Here is a 17,903-nt window from a genome sequence, read left to right on the forward strand (position 1 = left end):
TGAACCCCACGTTCATCGTTAGCAGGGAGCTCAACGTGTACCCAGGCAAAAGCAGACCGACACGCTCCACCGCACGACGTTTATCTCGCCTCCCCTTCGGCTCATGCCTTGAGCAACTCCCTCCCCTCGGCAATTCACCGACGCATTCGATAAGCACCCTGGACAGGAGAGTCGCGTGACCACTCTTATCAAAAAATATAAATGGCCCGCCCTGTTGGCCGTCGCGCTTATTGTGTTTTCCGCACTGATATTCTTTTTGATCAAGTCATACACGTACGACTCATCGACCTACTTCGAGTCCCGCGACTTCATTCGTCAACTCAAACAATCTGACGCGAACTGGAACGGCAAGATCCTGAGGAAAAAGATCGGCATCAACAACAACCTGTCACTGGCCCCGCCCCCGGAGGCCGACAGTCGCTGGCAGCAATTGGAACGACTCAACAACTCCGGCCCCCTGGCGGCACTTTGGGCGTCCCGGCGCAACGGTTATGTGGATGCCGTCAAGAACAAGACCTTGCTGGTGGAGCAATTCGAACAACACAACGCCCGGCTGCGCACGTCCCTGGATGCGCTGCCGCAGGCCGAAGACCAGATTCAAACGCTGCTCAAGGACATGCATATCGAAAGCCCCTTGGAGCGCCTGACCGCGGCGTCCAATGTGCTTGAGTTGACCCTGACGACACTGGAGTTCGGGCTTTACGTCACGACGGACAAAGCCCGGGAAATACAAGGCAAGTTGACTGAGCTGGAGCCGTACATTCACCAGTTGCCCGCCGCCTATCAGGCGCCCTTCAGCAGCCTCATCCAGCACGTCAAGACCATTGTCCAGGAGCAACCGGTGGTCAATGACCTGCTTGACCGCATCAGCGTCATTCCGGTTGCCCAGGAACTGGACAACATCAATGAGCTGTTGAACGAGACACAGCGCAGGACTGCCGCAACCGACCGTCAATACCACATCTACCTGGCCGTGTGCGCCAGTCTGATGGCTCTGCTGATGATCTACCTGGCGGTGCGCCTGGTTCGCAGCTATGCCGTGATCAATCAGATCAACCAAGCGTTGCAATCGTCCAACGAACGCCTGGAAGAGCGCGTGCAGGAGCGTACCCGTGAGTTGATGGAAGCCGAGCGCGAACTGGTGGATGCGGCCCGAATGGCGGGCATGGCCGAAATCGCGACGAATGTGTTGCACAACGTCGGCAATGTGCTCAACAGCGTCAATATCTCCGCCGAGCTGGTGACTCGCAAGTTAAGGAGCAGCAAGACGCAGGGACTCACGAAAGCGGTCAACATGATGAACGAACATGCCGAGGACCTTGGCCGGTTCATTACCCTTGATGAAAAAGGCCGGTTGCTGCCGCGTTATTTCAACGAGTTGGTCGACTCCATTGCCGCCGAACAGAAACTGCTGATCGATGAGTTGGCACAGTTGACCAAGAGCATCGATCACATCAAGGAAATCGTCACGACTCAACAGACTTACGCAGGGGCCGCCAGGCTGATCGAACCGCTCAACGTCAGCGACCTGTTCGAAGATGCGCTGCGCATGAATTCGGGCGCCCTGAGCCGGCACCACGTCACCGTCATCAAGGATTACCAGGACGTACCCGCGATCATGGGGGACAAGCACAGGTTGTTGCTGATCCTGATCAACTTGATCAGCAACGCCAAATTCGCCATGTCGCATATCAGCGAACATCCGCGTGAAATGACCCTGGGGATCCGTATCCTCGACGAAACCCAGCTGTGCCTGAGCGTCAAGGACCGCGGAGAAGGCATTTCCCCAGAAAACCTGGCGCGCATCTTCAACCATGGTTTCACCACCCGCAAGGACGGTCATGGCTTTGGCCTGCACAGCTGCGCCCTGGCGGCGGTTGAAATGAACGGCCGCCTCCATGTCCATAGCGACGGCCCCGGGCAAGGCGCGCTGTTTACCCTGGAGATCCCGTTGGAGTTGGCGCGCGCCTGATCAGCGAAAGACGCAGGCTGACCTACCGAGATCGCGAGCAAGCTCGCTCCCACAGGGGATCTATGATGGACGCACTCTTGATGGGCACCCGGGAAAAACTGTGGGAGCGAGCTTGCTCGCGATGGCGGTGTGCCTGTCACCCAGAATTTGAATCTGCTGACCGCATCGCGAGCAGGCTCGTTACCCCTTATTTCGTGTTCCCAGGCCGGCCGCTACGGCTTCTCCGGGTCGGCAATGCCGCCGCGTAGGCCAGCGCTTCCTCCCGGGAAGCAAAGGAGCCCAACCGGTCAGCCTGGGTACAGACTCTCCATGGGCCGCTGTTTACGCTGAGCACGTCATAACCGTTGATGTGCATTTTCGTCATCATCGCAGTACTCATGATCACCTCCGACTTTAACAAGGGTGCATCGCCTACCATACACGCTGATTACCCACGGCTGCCGACCGGACGTCGTGAAGCCGACTGCACCCGTGGTGCCCTCAGTGGGAATCCGAATCCCACAACCAGTCCCACAATCCCGGCAAATGGACGGGCTCTGCGCTGTGATCGACCGTCCGGGCCAAGGCCGCTCGCTCCAATGCCTGGTGGTCATCGTAGAACGGCCTGGCGGCGGTCCTCATGCCGGTGGCCTTGGCGCTGTCGAGCAGGATCTGCAGGTATTCGCGGGCATGTCGGGCGGTATAACGATTGATGTCGTGAAAGGTCACCACCACCGGGATAACCCCATCCACCGCTGGCAGTTGTCCGGCGGCGATGCGCTCGCGCACCTCGGAGAGTTGTCGGGTCAGGTTGATCCGCCGCCGAGGGCTCATCGTGATGCCCCAGACCTTGCCGTCATTGGCGCTCAGGTCAGTCAACAAGATGTGCAGGCCATGTTGCCGGTAGGCAGCTGCGGTACGCCTGTCGAAACTCCAGAAAGGTGGCCTGACCAGGGACGGTGCCGAGCCGGTCATGGCGGCGATATCACTCCCGCCGCGGGTGAGCGATTGCTCCAGCTCATCAGGGCTCAGAAACCGATGATTGGTGTGCCAGTAGGTCGCCGTATGGAAACCCAGCACATGGCCTTCCTGCTGCTGACGACGCATCACTGAGCGGCCGATATCGCTGCCGCCAGCCCGCGGCCCGCGGGTCTGTAGGAAAAACACGGCCTTGATGCCGGGTTGTACCGCGTTGTCTGCGAGTGCGTCCAGCACCTCCAGGCTAGGGTTCCAGATAGACGAGGCACTGGGACCATCATCGAATGTCAGCAGGAAACGGATCGGAGGTTGTTCGTGCAAGCGTTGTTCGGTTTGCGGCGTCAGTTCGATGGGAGCACCAATGCAACCCGATAAACCGATGGCGAGGGCTGCGATGAACAGGACCCTGGCGATTTTTTTCATGTTTTGCCTTTAGTTGATGCCGCGTTGCTTCGCCTTTGATCCCTGGCCGACGGTGTTGAAGCCCACCTTGGAGAAGGGTAACCGGGTTTGGTTCCTTCCTGTAAACAATGGCTGTTCGCAAAATTTGTTGTTGCCTCGCGCTTGAGCTTGAGCGGCATTAATTCGACCGTCTGGAAATTCGATGGAATTTTCCCAATGCCTTTGTATCCATCCGTATAGGACTATATTAGGGAGGATTTATGGGCGGGCCATCGCTTTACATCATTGACTACATACTCCATGGCGAACCCAAGTCATTCATTATTCGCGCAGAAGTGATGAATAACTCCGAGGCTTGGCATTGGGCCAGTTGCGACGCGGGGGTCGGGCGCATACCGAAATTCGGCAGGGAGAAGGTCAAGCGGGTTTCCAAGCCCCTGGCGGAAAAATACGGCATTACCGATGTACGCTGGCGGGCGAGCGTCGCGCCGACCTGGGTCAAGGAGTCCGGCTGAAATAACGTGTACCGTTTCCGGCGCGCCGGTTGTCTGGCCGGGCGCCGGATTCTTCGACAGACCCGAAATAACTCAACTACGCTTAAACCACAGCATGACCCGCCCCTGGCGGGTTTCGTGCTGCCTCATCAACCCTGAATGGAGGTGTGACATGTCCGAAAAAGAGTCCATCACCACCCTGCTCACCCTGCTGGAATCACGTCAGGCCAGGCTCACGGCAGCCTGCAAGGAAATCGCCGATTGGGTCGACCACCAAGGTGGGCACCCTACCGCGGTGCGTATCCGCGACCGGCTCAACGACATCGACAAGGACGCTCCGTCGATCCAGAGCGCGCTGACGTCACTCAAGCCCGCCGAGCCGCCGCTGCCCAAGTTCCGCTGACGCACCACGTCAGAGGTTCCCCCTTGAGTTCTACCGGTTGGAAAACCGATGGAACGCGGGCATTTTTTGCGCCTCGAAATGGATAGGCATCGGGGCAAATCAAAGAATTTTTGCCCATGGCGCGTGCATGGCCGCTACCCCCGCTCATTCAGATAAGCGACCCACCGCTCATAGGCTTCATGTTGACGCTGAACCGCCTCATCCCAAGTCGATCCGCTCATCTGATGGACACATATGAGCTTCATCATTTCCGCTGTTGCCGTATCGAGCTCCACCAAGAGCTCGTGGGATTTGATCTTGAAGTCTTCAACGGTGGTCATCTGTCTGTCCTTCCCCTACCGGGGCCAGCCATTGCACCCAACATGGATTCATTTTTTCGAAGCTGATTCCCTTTGAGGCGATAGCCGGTCGAAAGCCCGGTGCTGACGGTAGGGAAGATCGACTGGAGCGATGACAAGCTCAAATGAACTCAGCTTTTCCCACCCCGTCATGGTCGTACGGATAGGACCCTGAAAAATCGATATTTGAACGAGCAACTAATGCCAGGCTCAAATATTGCAGATATATTTCAGTTTAATGACAGTCACGGATCGAACACCACCATGAAAATTCGAGCGACCGTCATCTGCGAGGACAATCGCCACGTCCTGCTGGTTCGCAAAGCCAATAGCCGCTGGGCGCTACCCGGCGGTACTGTCGAACGCGGGGAAACCCACGCGGGAGCAGCCATCCGGGAACTGGCGGAGGAAACTGGCCTGGACGTCGAGAACCTGCTCTACCTGATGCGAATCAATGACGGGCAGACCGAGCACCACGTATTCGAAGCCTCAGTCAGCGACTCGTCGGCGGCCCGGCCACAGAATGAAATCAGCGATTGCCTCTGGCACCCGCTGGATGCCATTGCCCAACTGCAAATGAAAAAGGGCACGCGGGATATTCTCGAGGCATTTCGCCGGCGGTTGTGATGAGTCGGTACAAGCGGGGAACTGAAACGAACAAGGGTTTGCATTAGCTTTCGCTCGCAAACCCTTGATTTTAGATGGTGCCCGAAGCCGGAATCGAACCGGCACGCCCTTACGAGCGGGGGATTTTAAGTCCCATGCGTCTACCAGTTTCGCCATTCGGGCGGTAGCGCGATTAGCCATGGCAACGTCGGCAAAATCCAATGGCCGAAGTCCTGGCTGGTGCAGCAAGAGGGGGAATATATACATCCCTCCCCTGTGAAGCAAGGTAGCTCATGCCCTTTTCAAGACAAAACCTTTCAATGCTTCGAAAATAAAAAAGCTCCGTAAATCATAGATCTACAGAGCTTTTTAAAAGTGGAGGCCGAAGTCGGAATCGAACCGGCGTAGGTGGATTTGCAATCCACTGCATAACCATTTTGCTATTCGGCCTCAAGACGCTTGATGCGATGCAGCCACATCAACCGCAGTACAAACCTGATCAGGAAACCAGCCACTGACTCAGCGCTATCTCCTTGAAAACATTGAGATTTTTTACGTCCCAGTGCGTTCGATGGGCGCAATTATGTACTCATTTGCCTAGGCTGACAACCCCTTGATTTCAAAAAAAATTCGTCCAACGGCCAGCTTCCGCCAGGCAGCCACATTGGGGTGCCAGGTGGAGGGTGGCAGGCTTTTGGAGTTGCTGCGCAACCCAGTGGGAGCAAGCTCCCTCGCCACGGCGAACGCCACAGGCCTTAGAGACAGTCGCAGCCCTGCACCATTATGGGTAACATACCGGCCTTCCCGCAGCCCTCTGCGACCTGCCAAATAAGCCCATTCCATGCCTTTCGAACTCAGCGTTGACCTCACTACCCTCGCTATCCTTGCCGTTGTCGCCTTCATTGCCGGTTTCATCGATGCCATCGCCGGTGGTGGTGGGCTGCTGACCACGCCGGCGTTGCTGACCGCAGGTTTGCCGCCTCACCTGGTCCTGGGAACCAACAAACTCAGCTCGACCTTCGGCTCGGCGACGGCCAGTTTCACTTTCTACAAGCGCAAGCTGTTCCACCCAAGGCAATGGACCCACGCCCTCGTCGGCACGCTGGTCGGGGCCCTGACCGGCGCCATCGTCGCCCATTACCTGCCTGCCGAGTGGCTGAACAAGATGCTGCCGGTGATCGTCTTTGCCTGCGGCCTGTACCTGTTGTTTGGCGGCACGCCCAAGGCGCCTCTGGACAGCAATGCACCGATCAAGAAGACCTGGCAGTCACCCCAGGGCTTCAGCCTGGGTTTCTATGACGGCGTGGCCGGGCCCGGTACTGGTGCGTTCTGGACGGTCAGCAGCCTGCTGCTCTACCCCATCGACCTGGTGAAGGCCAGTGGCGTGGCGCGCAGCATGAATTTCGTCAGCAACATCGCGGCGCTGTCGGTGTTCATCTTTTCCGGGCAGGTGGACTGGGTGATCGGCCTGAGCATGGGCCTGTCGGTGATGATCGGCGCGTTCTTCGGCGCTCGCACCGCCATCAGCGGCGGCGCGAAGTTCATCCGCCCGGTGTTCATCACCGTGGTGCTGGGCTTGACCGTGCGCCTAGCCTGGCAGCACTGGTTCAGCGCGGCCTAAGCGCCGCGCCACATAAAGGTCGATCAGGTAGCGGGCGATCGAGCGCGAGGCCGGCAATGGTGGCAGGTCGTGGACGTTGAACCATTGGGCGTCCTCGATTTCATCTTCCTGGGGCACGATGTCGCCGCCGGCATATTCAGCGTGAAAACCGAGCATCATCGAATGGGGGAACGGCCAGCACTGGCTGCCCACGTACTGGATGTTCTTCACCTCGATACTGACCTCTTCACGCACTTCTCGCACCAGGCAATCCTCGGCCGACTCGCCGGGCTCGGCAAACCCCGCCAGGGTGCTGTAGACGCCCGTGACGAAACGCGGCGAACGGGCCAGCAGGACTTCATCGCCACGGGTAATCAACACGATCATGCTCGGTGAAATCCGCGAGTAGTGGCGCAGGTCACAGGCGTCGCAATACATGGCCCGCTCCAACGGAATCTGGCTCATGCGCTTGCCGCAACTGCCACAGAAGCGATGCTCCCGGGCCCAGGTGCCGATCTGCGCCGCATAGCCCAACACCTTGTACAGCGTGTGGTCGCCCTCGAGCATGAACGCCCTCAGGCCTTTCCAGTTGCAGCCGGGAATGTCCAGCGGGCTGTGCAATTCCAACAGGTAGACCGGCTCGCCATCCAGGTGACCGATGCCGTGTTCGGCGAGGATCGACAGGTCTTGGCGCTTGAGCCACTCGCGGGGGAACAGCGCGCCGTTGTCATCGAACAGAAAGCCTTCCGGGCTACGGGCCACGGCCCAGCCGCCAGGAAGATCGGTATCGAGTACTGCGGTGGTCCAGCGTGAAATCATGGTCAGTCAATCCAGAAATTCGGGTTTCTGTTTGCTCATATGGGCGGCCATGGCCACGCGCAGGTCGGTCGATTGCAGCATGGCGGCGTTCCAGGTGGCGACGTATTCCAGGCCGTCGTCAATGCTGTGGTCGCGCATGTAGCTGATCATTGCCTTGGTGCCGGTCACAGCAATCGGCGACTTGGCGGCGATTTCCCGGGCAATGCCCATCACGCCGTCGAGCAGGCTGGCAGTGTCGCTGTAGACACGATTGACCAGGCCGATGCTGCGCGCTTCTTCGACACCGAAGGTACGCCCCGTATAAGCGAGTTCACGCAGCATGCCGTCCCCGATGATCCGCGGCAAGCGTTGCAATGTGCCAACATCGGCAGCCATGCCGATATCGATTTCCTTGATGGAGAACTGGGCGTCCTCGGCGGCATAACGCATGTCGCATGCGGCGATCAGGTCAATGGCACCGCCCAGGCAATAGCCTTGAATGGCCGCGAGCACCGGCTTGCGACAATTGTCCACGGCGTTGAACGAGGCTTGCAGTTGCAGGATCTTGCGCCGCAACAGCCGTGCATTGCGTCCCACGTCCTTGCCCAGCTCGTTGGCCACGCCCGCCAGCATCATCAGGTCGATGCCGGAGGAAAAATGCTTGCCGGCACCGCTGAGCACCACCACCCGCGCCTCATCAGTGTCGTCGATCCATTGGAAGATCTCGATGATCTCGCGCCAGAAATCAACGTTCATCGCATTGATCTTTTCCGGGCGATTGATCTGCACATGGGCGATGTTGTCGGCAAGTTCGACGTTGAACGCTTGGTATTTCGACATGGCAGTGATCCTTTACCGGCTGAAAAGAGGCCTGAATTATAACAAGCCATCGCGACAGGACGTAGGCAGTGCATCGGCCAAAAGCGGGACTTGCGTACCACAGGATTCATTGTGGGAGCCGAGCTTGCTCGCGATGACGGCTGAACATTCAATATTGATGCAAGCTGACCCACCGCCATCGCGAGCAAGCTCGGCTCCCGCAGGGGGGGGCATCGATGTGTGATTACTCGCGCGCCTCCATTTGCCCATCCCAACCACCGCCCAACGCCGCAATCAGTTGCACGCTGGTAATCAAGCGGCTCTGTTGCAGGCTCAGCATGCTGCGTTCGTTGCTCAGCGCGGTGGCCTGGACAGTGACCACGTCGAGGTAGGCAATCAATCCGGCCCGGTATTGGTTCTGCGTCAGGCGCAGGGATTCCCGGGCGGCGTCCAGGGCTTCCTGGCGCACGCGGGCTTCGTCTTCCAGCACCTTGAGCTGGATCATGTAGTTCTCCACCTCACGCAAGCCGTCAAGCACGGTCTGGCGATAGGTGGCGACGGTCTGGTCATACGCCGCGACGGTGCGGTCGACTTCCGCCGATCGCTGGCCGCCATCGAACAGCGTCATCGCCAGTTGCGGCCCTACCGACCAGAAGCGGTTCGGCACGCTCACCCAGTTGTCGTAGGTACTGCTGCTGTAGCCACCACTGAGGCTCAGGGTCAGGTCCGGGTAATACGCGGCCTTGGCAACGCCGATGTTGGCATTGGCGGCCATCACCGAGCGCTCTGCCGAGGCGATGTCCGGCCGGCGCTCGAGCAGTTGGGAGGGCAGCGCCACCGGGATCTGCGGCAGGCTTGGGATGTCCTGGACCTCCGCCAGGTTGAATTCCGCCGGCGGCAGGCCGATGAGCACGGCGATGGCGTTTTCGAACTGGGCTCGCTGCCAGATCAGGTCGATCAGGTCGCCCTGGGTGGTCTTGAGCTGGTTTTGCGCCTGAGCCACCGCGTCCTTGCCGGAGACCCCGGCACGGTACTGGTTTTCGGTCATTTTCAGCGAGCGCTGATAGTTGTCGACGGTGGTTTGCAACAAACGCTTCTGCTCGTCGATCACCCGCAGTTGCAAGTAGTTCTGCACCAGTTCCGATTGCTGGCTCAGGCGCATCGCCGCCAGGTCGGCGAAACTGGCTTGCGCGCTCGCCTCGTCGGCTTCCAGGGTGCGGCGCAACTTGCCCCACACGTCCGCCTCCCAGCTGACGCCAGCCTGGGCGTTGTAGGTGTCGCGAATGCCGCTGGACGAACTGCTCAAGCTCGAACTGCTGCTGCCGGTGCCCTGGCTGGAGCGCGTCTTGCCAACGGTCAGGTCCACGGTGGGGAAAAACGCGCCACGAGCATTGCGCACCAGTGCCCGGGCCTGCCGGTACTGGGCTTCGGCCTGGGCCACGGTCTGGTTGGAGGCGTTGAGTTTGTCCACCAGGCCGTTGAGTTGCGTATCGCCGTAGAGCTCCCACCAGGCGCCCCGGGCCAGCGCATCGCTGGGGTTGGCCTGGCGCCAGCCCTGGGCCTCCTTGTACTGCACCGGGGCCGCCGCCGCGGGGCGCTGGTAATCCGGGCCGACGGCGCAGGCGCTGAGCATCGCCACACACAGCACCAGGCTCAGTACCCGCGAACCACGGGCGGTCGCCAGCGTTGCGGCAAGATTGAAAGGCGAACGGTCGGTCATAGCGGAGTTTCCAGGGCAGCATCAGTGCGCACGCCACGCCAGCGGTTGAAGCGATGGCGCAGCTTGTCGAGATAAAGGTAAACCACCGGCGTGGTATAGAGCGTCAGCACCTGGCTGAACACCAGCCCGCCGATAATGGTCAGGCCCAGCGGCTGGCGCATTTCCGCGCCTTCGGCGGCGCCGAGCAGCAGCGGCAAGGCCCCCAGGATCGCCGCCAGCGTGGTCATCAGGATTGGCCGCAATCGCAGCAGGCAAGCGCTGCGGATCGATTCCAGCGGCGTCTGCCCGGCACGTTCCAGTTGCAGCGCCAGATCGATCATCAGGATGGCGTTTTTCTTCACCACGCCGATCAGCAGGAACAGCCCCAACAGCGAGATCAGGCTGAACTCGCTGCCCAGTGCATAGATCGACAACAAGGCGCCGACCCCGGCCGATGGCAAGGTGGACAGGATGGTCAGCGGATGGATGTAGCTTTCGTACAGCACGCCCAGCACCAGGTACACCGCCAGCAACGCGCCGAGGATCATGAACGGCTGGCTCTTCTGGGTGGCGGCGAACGCGTCGGCGGTACCGGCCATTTTCGCGATGACATCCTCGGGCATCCCGAGCTTGGCAATCGCCCGCTCGATAGCCGCGGTGCCCTGCTCCACCGTGACGCCTTCGGCCATGTCGAAGGAAATGCCCTCGGAAGCGAACTGGCCTTCATGGCTGACCCGGTCGTCCTCCAGGCTGTTCTCGTAATGGGCAATGGCTGACAGCGGTACCCGCGCGCCGTCGGCGGTGATCACCTGGACCTGCTCGAGAGTGCTCGGGTCCTGGGCATACTTGGGATTGACCTCCATCACCACCTGATATTGGTTGAGGCTGTCGTAGATGGTGGAAATCTGCCGCTGGCTGTAGGCGTTGTTGAGCACTGCGGTAACCATGTCCATGTCGATACCCAGGCGCTTGGCCTGGTCGCGGTCCACCACCAGCGTCACCTGCTGCGCCCCGCCACCGTCGCGGGCATCGATGGCGGTCAGCTCCGGCAAGGCCCGGAAGGCCGCCACGACCTTGGGGTACCAGGTGCGCAGTGACGCCAGGTCGGCGCTTTGCAGGATGTAGGAATACTGCGAAGTGGTCTGCTCGCGACCGCCACCGAATTGCAGGTCCTGGTCGGCCATCAGCATCAATTGGCCGCCGGGGACCTTGGGCATTTCCTTGCGCAGGCGCTCGATGACTTTCTGTGCGGAAATCCCCCGCTCCTTGATCGGCTTGAGGCGCACCAGCATGAAGGCGTTGTTGGTGCCGTTGTTGCCGCCGATGAAACCGGCGACGCTTTGCACGGCCTCGTCCTTGAGCACGGCACGACGGAAGATTTCCATCTTCGGCTGCATCACATTGAACGACAGCCCGTCGTCGCCACGCACGAAACCGATCAGTTGACCGGTGTCCTGCTGTGGCATGAAGGTTTTCGGCACCACCACATACAACGCGACGTTCACGCCAATGGTCACCAGCAGGCTGAGCAAGGTCAGGCGCCGATGGCGCAGCACCCAGTCCAGGCTGGTGGCGTAACCACGGACCATCCGCTCATTGAGTCCCTGGCTCCAGCGCTGCAAGCGGTTTTCCTGTCCCGGTACGTGAGGCTTGAGCCAGCGGGCGCAGAGCATCGGCGTGAGCGTCAGCGAGACCACCAGCGAAACCACGATGGAGGCCGCCAGGGTGATGGAAAATTCGCGGAACAGGCTCTCGATGATGCCGCCCATGAACAGGATCGACAGGAATACCGCCACCAGCGAGACGTTCATCGACAGCAACGTAAAGCCGACTTCTTCGGCCCCCAGGTAGGCGGCTTTCATCGGTGGCACGCCTTCGTCGATGTGCCGGGAAATGTTCTCCAGCACCACGATGGCGTCGTCCACCACCAACCCGGTCGCCAGGATCAACGCCATCAGCGACAGGTTGTTCAAGGAGAAACCGTACAGGTACATCACCGCAAACGTGCCCACCAGGGACACCGGCACCGCCAGGGTCGGGATCAGCGAGGCGCGGAAGTTGCCGAGGAACAGGAACACGACCAGCACTACCAGGGCCACGGCGATCAGCAAGGTCATTTCCGCTTCATGCAGGGTGGCCTTGATCACCGGCGAGCGGTCCATCGCCAGGTTCAGCTTGACGCTGGCCGGCAGTACCGCCTGCAACGCCGGCAGTTGCGCCTTGATCTCGTTGACCGTCTCGATGATGTTGGCCCCGGCCTGGCGGTTGATCACCAGCAGCACAGCGGCATCGTCGTTGAAGAAACCGCTGTTGTAGCGATCCTCGACGCTGTCGGTGACTTTCGCCACGTCCTTGAGCCGCAGCACCGAGCCGTCCTGGTAGCGGATGATCAGCGTTTCGTAGTCCTTGGCCTTCTCCAACTGGTCATTGGCCTGCACCTGCCACATACGCCGGTCGTCCTCCACCGAACCCTTGGGCCGGCGTACGTTGCTGTCGGCGATGGCATTGCGCACATCGTCCAGGGCCACGCCGTACTGATTGAGCAACTGTGGCTCCAGTTCGATGCGCACCGCTGGCAACGAACTGCCGCCGATCTGTACCTCGCCGACGCCCGACACCTGGGACAGGCTCTGGGACAGGATGGTGGACGCCAGGTCGTAGAGCTGGCCTTTTTCCAACACATCCGAGGTCAGCGACAGCACCATGATCGGCGCCTGGGACGGGTTGACCTTCTTGTAGGTGGGCATGCTGCGCATGCCGCTGGGCAACAGGTTGCGCGACGCGTTAATGGCCGCCTGCACTTCCCGGGCGGCGCCGTTGATGTCGCGATCCAGATCGAATTGCAGGATGACCCGCGTAGAACCCTGGCTGGAGCGACTGCTCATGGTGTTGACCCCGGCGATAGCGCCGAAGGAGCGTTCCAGGGGCGTGGCCACGGTGGAGGCCATGACCTCGGGGCTAGCGCCCGGCAGGCTGGCCTGGACCACGATCACCGGAAAATCCATCTGCGGCAACGGCGAAACCGGCAGCAGGCCGAAGCACACGCCACCGAGCAGCATGATGGCGAAGCTCAGGAGCATGGTCGCGACGGGGCGGCGGATGAAGGGGCCGGAGAGGTTCATCGGCCACCGCTCCGGGCTTCAGACCAAAGACCGAAAAGAATGACCGAGCTTTTGTGGTGAGGGAGCTTGCTCCCGCTTGAGTGCGCAGCGCTCACAAAGGGGGCCGCTGCGCAGCCCAGCGGGAGCAAGCTCCCTCGCCACAGAAAGCCCGTCCTGCCCAGGTTTCCGGGCTTCGCCGTCATACCCGCACCTCTTTCCCTTCCGGCCTGGCAAACCGGCGGCCCAGGCGATCGAAATACAGGTAGATCACCGGCGTGGTGAACAGCGTCAAGACCTGGCTCACCAACAACCCGCCCACCATCACCAAGCCCAGGGGCTGGCGCAATTCGGCACCGGAACCGGTGGCGAACATCAGCGGTATGGCACCGAACAACGCCGCCAGGGTGGTCATCAGGATCGGGCGGAAGCGCAGCAACGCCGCCTGGTAGATCGCCGTCTGCGGGTCCATGCCCTGGTTGCGTTCAGCGTCGAGGGCGAAGTCGATCATCATGATCGCGTTCTTCTTGACGATGCCGATCAGCAGGATGATGCCGATGATCGCGATCATGCCCAGGTCATTGCCGCTGAGGATCAACGCCAGCAAGGCGCCGATAGCCGCCGAGGGCAAGGTGGAAAGGATGGTGATCGGATGGATGTAGCTTTCGTACAGCACACCCAGGACGATGTACATGGTCACCACCGCCGCCAGGATCAGCAACAAGGTACTCGACAACGACGCCTGGAACGCCTCGGCCGCGCCTTGGAATTCGGTCTGCACGCCTACCGGCATGCCGATGTCCTGCTGGACCTTCTCGATCATGTCCACCGCATGCCCGAGGGCCACGCCCGGCGCGAGGTTGAACGACATCATCACCGCCGGAAACTGGCCGATGTGGGCTATCGCCAGTTGCGCCTGGCGCTCTTCGACCCGGGCCAGGCTCGACAAGCGCACCTGCCCTCCATCGGTGGTCTTGACATGGATCTGGTCCAGCGCCTTCGGTCCGATCCGCTCCCCGGCCTGGGCCTGCAACACCACGCGGTACTGGCTGGCCTGGGTGTAGATGGTGGAGATCTGCCGCTGGCCGAAGGCGTCATACAGCGCATCGGTGATGTTCGACACCGAGACGCCCAGGCGTGAAGCCGCGTCGCGGTCGATCACCAAGTAGACCTGCAAGCCCTTGTCCTGCAGGTCGCTGGCCACGTCGGTCAGTTCCGGCTGGCGGCCCAGGGCCTCGACCAGGCGCCCGCTCCAGAGGCTGAGCAATTCGGCGTCCGGCGATGACAGGCTGAACTGGTATTGGGTACGGCTGACCCGGTCTTCGATGGTCAGGTCCTGCACCGGCTGCATGAACAGGCGAATGCCCACCAGTCGATCCAGCTGTGGCTGCAAGCGGGCAATGATCTCGGTGGCGCTGTCGTCCCGTTCGCTGTGGGGTTTGAGGTTGATCAGCAGGCGACCGCTGTTGAGCGTGGCGTTGTCGCCGTCCACGCCGATGTAGGACGACAGGCTCTGCACCGCCGGGTCGGCAAGGATCACCTTGGCCAACTGCTGCTGGCGCTCGCTCATGGCGGCAAAGGAGATCGATTGCGGCGCCTCGGAAATGCCCTGGATCACCCCGGTGTCCTGCACCGGGAAAAAGCCCTTGGGCACGGCCAGGTACAGCACCACCGTCAGCACCAGGCTGCCCACCGCCACCAGCAGGGTCAGTGGCTGATGCTTGAGCACCCACTGCAACTTGCGCCCGTAGGCGGCGATCAACCAGTCGATCCAGGCGCCGCTGGCGCGGTAGAAACGGCCCTGTTCTGCTTCCTTGGGCTCGCGCTTGAGCAAGCGGGCGCACATCATCGGCGTCAGGGTCAGGGACACCACCAGGGAAATCAGGATCGCCACCGCCAGGGTGATGGCGAACTCGCGAAACAAGCGCCCGACCACATCGGCCATGAACAGCAGCGGGATCAGCACGGCGATCAGCGACAGGGTCAGGGAAATCAGCGTGAAACCGATCTGCTTCGCACCCTTGAGCGCAGCCTGCAACGGGCTGTCGCCCTCCTCGATGAAGCGGGCGATGTTCTCCAGCATGACGATGGCGTCGTCCACCACGAAACCGGTGGCGATGGTCAGGGCCATCAGGGTCAGGTTATTGATGGAGAAACCCGCCAGGTACATCACGCCGAAGGTGCCGATCAACGACAACGGCACGGCCACCGACGGGATGATCGTGGCACTGACGCGACGCAGGAACAGGAACGTCACCATGACCACCAGGGCGATGGCGATCAGCAACTCATGCTGCACGTCGGTGACCGAGGCGCGGATGGTCTGGGTGCGGTCGGTCAGCACGGTGACGTCCAGGCCAGCCGGCAGGTTATCGGTGATGCTCGGCAGCAAGGCCTTGATCCGGTCCACCACCTCGATGACATTGGCCCCCGGCTGGCGCTGGATGTTCAGCAGCACGGCCTGGTTTTCGTTGGCCCAGGCGGCAAGGCGTTCGTTTTCGGCCCCGTCGACGATCTGTGCCACGTCCTTGAGCCGCAACGGCGAGCCATTGGCGTAGGCCAGGATCAGCTCGGCGTAATCCTTGGGCGAGGTCAACTGGTCGTTGGCATCGAGCATCGAGACCCGGGTCGGGCCGTCGAAGTTGCCCTTGGGCTGGTTGACGTTGGAAGCACCGATCAGCGTACGCACATCCGCCAGGTTCAGGCCGTTGGCCGCCAGGGCCTCGGGGTTGACCTTGATTCGCACGGCCTGGCGCTGGCCACCGGCGATGGTGACCATGCCAACGCCGCTGATCTGGGCGATTTTCTGCGCCATGCGGGTGTCCACCAAGTCATTGAGCTTGGGCAGCAGCATGGTCTTGGAGGTAATCGCCAGGGTCAGCACCGGGGTGTCAGCCGGATTGACCTTGTTGTACACCGGCGGCGCCGGCAGGTCCTTGGGCAGCAAATTGGTGGCCGCATTGATCGCGGCCTGCACCTGCTGCTCGGCGACATCCATGTTGATGTCGAGGTTGAAGCGCAGGGTAATCACCGACGCGCCACCGGAACTGGTGGAGGCCATTTGCGTCAAGCCCGGCATCTGCCCGAACTGCCGCTCCAGGGGGGCGGTGACCGCACTGGTCATCACATCGGGGCTGGCGCCCGGGTACAGGGTCATCACACGGATGGTCGGGTAGTCGACCTGGGGCAGTGCCGACACCGGCAGCAACCGGTAGGCGATCAGGCCGGCGAGGATAATCGCCAGCATGCTCAGGGTGGTGGCGACCGGGCGAAGGATGAACAGCCGCGAGAGATTCATGCGCCGCCCTTGTTCGCCTTGTCGGCCTCAGCCGGCTCAGGCACCGCCGCAGACTTGCCCTGCAAGTGCTCGGTCGGCGTGGTAGGCACCTCCTGGCTGTCGTTGACCACCTCCACTTCGCTGCCTTCCTTCAGGCGATCGGTGCCTTCGAGCACCACCCTATCGCCTGCGGCCAGGCCTTCGGTGACCACGGTGTTCGTACCGTCGCTGGCCCCGATCTTCAGCTTCTTGATAGAGACCGTCTTGTCGCCCTCCAGGGCGTAGACGAAGGTGCCGTTGGTGCCGAACTGGATGGCCGCCGTCGGCGCCAGGACTACGCCTTTGAGAGTGTCGGCCAGCAGGTGGACGTTGACGAACTGGTTGGGGAACAGCGACTGGTCGCGGTTATCGTAGCGAGCCTTGAACTTCAAGGTGCCGGTGGTGACATCGATCTGGTTGTCCAGGCTTTGCAGCAGGCCACTGGCCTGGCGCTTCACGTCGCCCCGGTCCCAGGCTTCGACGGGCAGCTTCGCCCCGCTGCGATAACGGGCGAGCACGGTGTCGAGGTTGTTCTCCGGCAAGGTGAACACGACGCTGATGGGCTGGGTCTGGGTAATGACCGCCAGGGCCGTGGTGTCGTTGGCCGACACCAGGTTGCCGATGTCCAGTTGGCGCAAGCCCACGCGGCCGGTAATCGGCGCGCGGATCCTGGTGAATTCCAGGTTGAGCTTGGCGTCGTTGACCGCCGCCTGGTTGGTCTTGACCGTGCCCTGGTACTGGCCCACCAACGCCGCGGCGGTGTCGAGGGTCTGCTTGGCAATACTGTCTTCGGCGTACAGGCCGCGATACCGCTCAAGGTCGACCTGGGCATTTTTCAGTTGGGCCTGGTTCTGCAACAGCGTGCCTTCGGCCTGGAGCAAAGCGTTCTGGTACGGGCGTGGATCGATCTCGGCCAGCAAGTCCCCAGCCTTGACCATTTGGCCCTCTTCGAAGGCGATCTTGACCAGTTCGCCACCCACGCGGCTACGCACGTTGATGGTGTTGAGGGCCGTGACCGTACCCAGCGCCTTGAAGTACAGCGGGAAATCCCCGGTCACCGCCGGCGCCACCCGCACCGGGATCGGCCCCGTCGCCCCACCGAACCCCGGGCGCATGCCACCCGAACGTCCCACGTGCCCCGTCGCGGCCTTGTCCCCCGCCCCCGGCTTCTGGGCCGAACCACTGGGCCAGAACTTCCAGGCCAGCGCCGCGACGACCAACAGGACGAACAGGCCGAGCAGCCAGCGACGGGAATTGCGGGAAACAGACGATTGCATGGAGTGATCAACCATTGGGCGCGTGGACTTCTTTTACGGGAGGCTGAACGATAAGCACTGGCGGGTATTTAGCAAAGCGCCTTTACCGGCAATTTACGTTGGGCTTACCTTTCGAATAGTCAGC

At 61.2% G+C, this 17,903-nt stretch carries 14 protein-coding genes and 2 tRNA genes; 5 read left to right on the top strand and 11 right to left on the bottom strand.

The annotated features are described in order from the left end of the window. Positions 1-175 precede the first annotated feature (175 nt). A complete protein-coding gene (locus tag ACZ5M5_RS16250) occupies positions 176-1,972 on the top strand; it encodes a DAHL domain-containing protein (RefSeq protein ID WP_464737615.1) in 1,797 nt (598 codons plus the stop codon). Between the two features lie 187 nt (positions 1,973-2,159). On the opposite strand, the gene ACZ5M5_RS16255 is transcribed toward ACZ5M5_RS16250, so the two are convergent. Beyond that, complete coding sequence (locus ACZ5M5_RS16255; RefSeq protein ID WP_072405740.1) at positions 2,160-2,351, bottom strand: DUF2188 domain-containing protein; 192 nt, start codon at positions 2,349-2,351, stop codon at positions 2,160-2,162. Positions 2,352-2,452: 101 nt separating this feature from the next. After that, on the bottom strand, positions 2,453-3,352 hold the full coding sequence (locus ACZ5M5_RS16260; protein ID WP_464737616.1) for a polysaccharide deacetylase family protein: 900 nt from the start codon (positions 3,350-3,352) through the stop codon (positions 2,453-2,455). Positions 3,353-3,591: 239 nt separating this feature from the next. Between ACZ5M5_RS16260 and ACZ5M5_RS16265 the strand changes: the two genes are divergently transcribed. Beyond that, positions 3,592-3,846, top strand: coding sequence for a DUF6555 family protein (locus ACZ5M5_RS16265; RefSeq protein ID WP_060742222.1), 255 nt, complete (start codon positions 3,592-3,594; stop codon positions 3,844-3,846). Between the two features lie 151 nt (positions 3,847-3,997). Then, a complete protein-coding gene (locus ACZ5M5_RS16270; RefSeq protein WP_003201752.1) occupies positions 3,998-4,228 on the top strand; it encodes a hypothetical protein in 231 nt (76 codons plus the stop codon). A gap of 134 nt (positions 4,229-4,362) precedes the next feature. On the opposite strand, the gene ACZ5M5_RS16275 is transcribed toward ACZ5M5_RS16270, so the two are convergent. Further along, a complete protein-coding gene (locus tag ACZ5M5_RS16275; RefSeq protein WP_060742221.1) occupies positions 4,363-4,548 on the bottom strand; it encodes a hypothetical protein in 186 nt (61 codons plus the stop codon). Between the two features lie 282 nt (positions 4,549-4,830). Here ACZ5M5_RS16275 and ACZ5M5_RS16280 point away from each other — a divergent pair, with 282 nt between their 5' ends. Further along, a complete protein-coding gene (locus ACZ5M5_RS16280) occupies positions 4,831-5,193 on the top strand; it encodes an NUDIX hydrolase (protein ID WP_060742220.1) in 363 nt (120 codons plus the stop codon). Positions 5,194-5,268: 75 nt separating this feature from the next. On the opposite strand, the gene ACZ5M5_RS16285 is transcribed toward ACZ5M5_RS16280, so the two are convergent. After that, positions 5,269-5,355, bottom strand: a tRNA-Leu gene (locus tag ACZ5M5_RS16285). Between the two features lie 193 nt (positions 5,356-5,548). Further along, a tRNA-Cys gene (locus ACZ5M5_RS16290) sits at positions 5,549-5,622 on the bottom strand. A 391-nt stretch (positions 5,623-6,013) separates the two neighbouring features. On the opposite strand from ACZ5M5_RS16290, the gene ACZ5M5_RS16295 reads away from it, so the two are divergent. Next, positions 6,014-6,793 (top strand): TSUP family transporter, encoded by a 780-nt coding sequence (locus tag ACZ5M5_RS16295; RefSeq protein WP_103309805.1) that lies wholly within the window; start codon positions 6,014-6,016, stop codon positions 6,791-6,793. On the opposite strand, the gene nudC is transcribed toward ACZ5M5_RS16295, so the two are convergent. The 6 genes from nudC to ACZ5M5_RS16325 all read right to left on the bottom strand — a co-directional run bounded on the left by nudC (position 6,761) and on the right by ACZ5M5_RS16325 (position 17,794). Further along, positions 6,761-7,591, bottom strand: coding sequence for an NAD(+) diphosphatase (gene nudC / locus ACZ5M5_RS16300; protein WP_464737617.1), 831 nt, complete (start codon positions 7,589-7,591; stop codon positions 6,761-6,763). The two genes, ACZ5M5_RS16295 and nudC, sit on opposite strands and share 33 nt — an antisense overlap. Before the next feature lie 6 nt (positions 7,592-7,597). Continuing rightward, positions 7,598-8,410 (bottom strand): crotonase/enoyl-CoA hydratase family protein, encoded by an 813-nt coding sequence (locus ACZ5M5_RS16305; protein ID WP_103309802.1) that lies wholly within the window; start codon positions 8,408-8,410, stop codon positions 7,598-7,600. 223 nt (positions 8,411-8,633) lie between these two features. After that, positions 8,634-10,109 (bottom strand): efflux transporter outer membrane subunit, encoded by a 1,476-nt coding sequence (locus tag ACZ5M5_RS16310; RefSeq protein WP_464737618.1) that lies wholly within the window; start codon positions 10,107-10,109, stop codon positions 8,634-8,636. Then, entirely contained in the window at positions 10,106-13,210 is a 3,105-nt protein-coding gene (locus ACZ5M5_RS16315) for an efflux RND transporter permease subunit (protein WP_103309800.1), read from the bottom strand. Before ACZ5M5_RS16315 ends, ACZ5M5_RS16310 begins: the two co-directional genes overlap by 4 nt. A 178-nt stretch (positions 13,211-13,388) precedes the next feature. Further along, complete coding sequence (locus tag ACZ5M5_RS16320; protein WP_060742215.1) at positions 13,389-16,484, bottom strand: MdtB/MuxB family multidrug efflux RND transporter permease subunit; 3,096 nt, start codon at positions 16,482-16,484, stop codon at positions 13,389-13,391. Continuing rightward, positions 16,481-17,794, bottom strand: coding sequence for an MdtA/MuxA family multidrug efflux RND transporter periplasmic adaptor subunit (locus ACZ5M5_RS16325; protein WP_464737619.1), 1,314 nt, complete (start codon positions 17,792-17,794; stop codon positions 16,481-16,483). The genes ACZ5M5_RS16320 and ACZ5M5_RS16325 overlap by 4 nt, the downstream gene beginning before the upstream one ends. Between the last annotated feature and the right edge of the window lie 109 nt (positions 17,795-17,903).

This window comes from Pseudomonas sp. Van50, from assembly GCF_055390755.1.

Bases quoted from the DNA above. Each gene is read 5' to 3' on its own strand.
- ACZ5M5_RS16320 (WP_060742215.1), bottom strand. From the start codon at position 16,484: ATGAATCTCTCGCGGCTGTTCATCCTTCGCCCGGTCGCCACCACCCTG.
- ACZ5M5_RS16270 (WP_003201752.1), top strand. From the start codon at position 3,998: ATGTCCGAAAAAGAGTCCATCACCACCCTGCTCACCCTGCTGGAATCA.
- ACZ5M5_RS16315 (WP_103309800.1), bottom strand. From the start codon at position 13,210: ATGAACCTCTCCGGCCCCTTCATCCGCCGCCCCGTCGCGACCATGCTC.
- ACZ5M5_RS16260 (WP_464737616.1), bottom strand. From the start codon at position 3,352: ATGAAAAAAATCGCCAGGGTCCTGTTCATCGCAGCCCTCGCCATCGGT.
- ACZ5M5_RS16280 (WP_060742220.1), top strand. From the start codon at position 4,831: ATGAAAATTCGAGCGACCGTCATCTGCGAGGACAATCGCCACGTCCTG.
- ACZ5M5_RS16295 (WP_103309805.1), top strand. From the start codon at position 6,014: ATGCCTTTCGAACTCAGCGTTGACCTCACTACCCTCGCTATCCTTGCC.
- ACZ5M5_RS16255 (WP_072405740.1), bottom strand. From the start codon at position 2,351: ATGAGTACTGCGATGATGACGAAAATGCACATCAACGGTTATGACGTG.
- ACZ5M5_RS16275 (WP_060742221.1), bottom strand. From the start codon at position 4,548: ATGACCACCGTTGAAGACTTCAAGATCAAATCCCACGAGCTCTTGGTG.
- ACZ5M5_RS16310 (WP_464737618.1), bottom strand. From the start codon at position 10,109: ATGACCGACCGTTCGCCTTTCAATCTTGCCGCAACGCTGGCGACCGCC.
- ACZ5M5_RS16305 (WP_103309802.1), bottom strand. From the start codon at position 8,410: ATGTCGAAATACCAAGCGTTCAACGTCGAACTTGCCGACAACATCGCC.
- nudC (WP_464737617.1), bottom strand. From the start codon at position 7,591: ATGATTTCACGCTGGACCACCGCAGTACTCGATACCGATCTTCCTGGC.
- ACZ5M5_RS16265 (WP_060742222.1), top strand. From the start codon at position 3,592: ATGGGCGGGCCATCGCTTTACATCATTGACTACATACTCCATGGCGAA.
- ACZ5M5_RS16325 (WP_464737619.1), bottom strand. From the start codon at position 17,794: ATGGTTGATCACTCCATGCAATCGTCTGTTTCCCGCAATTCCCGTCGC.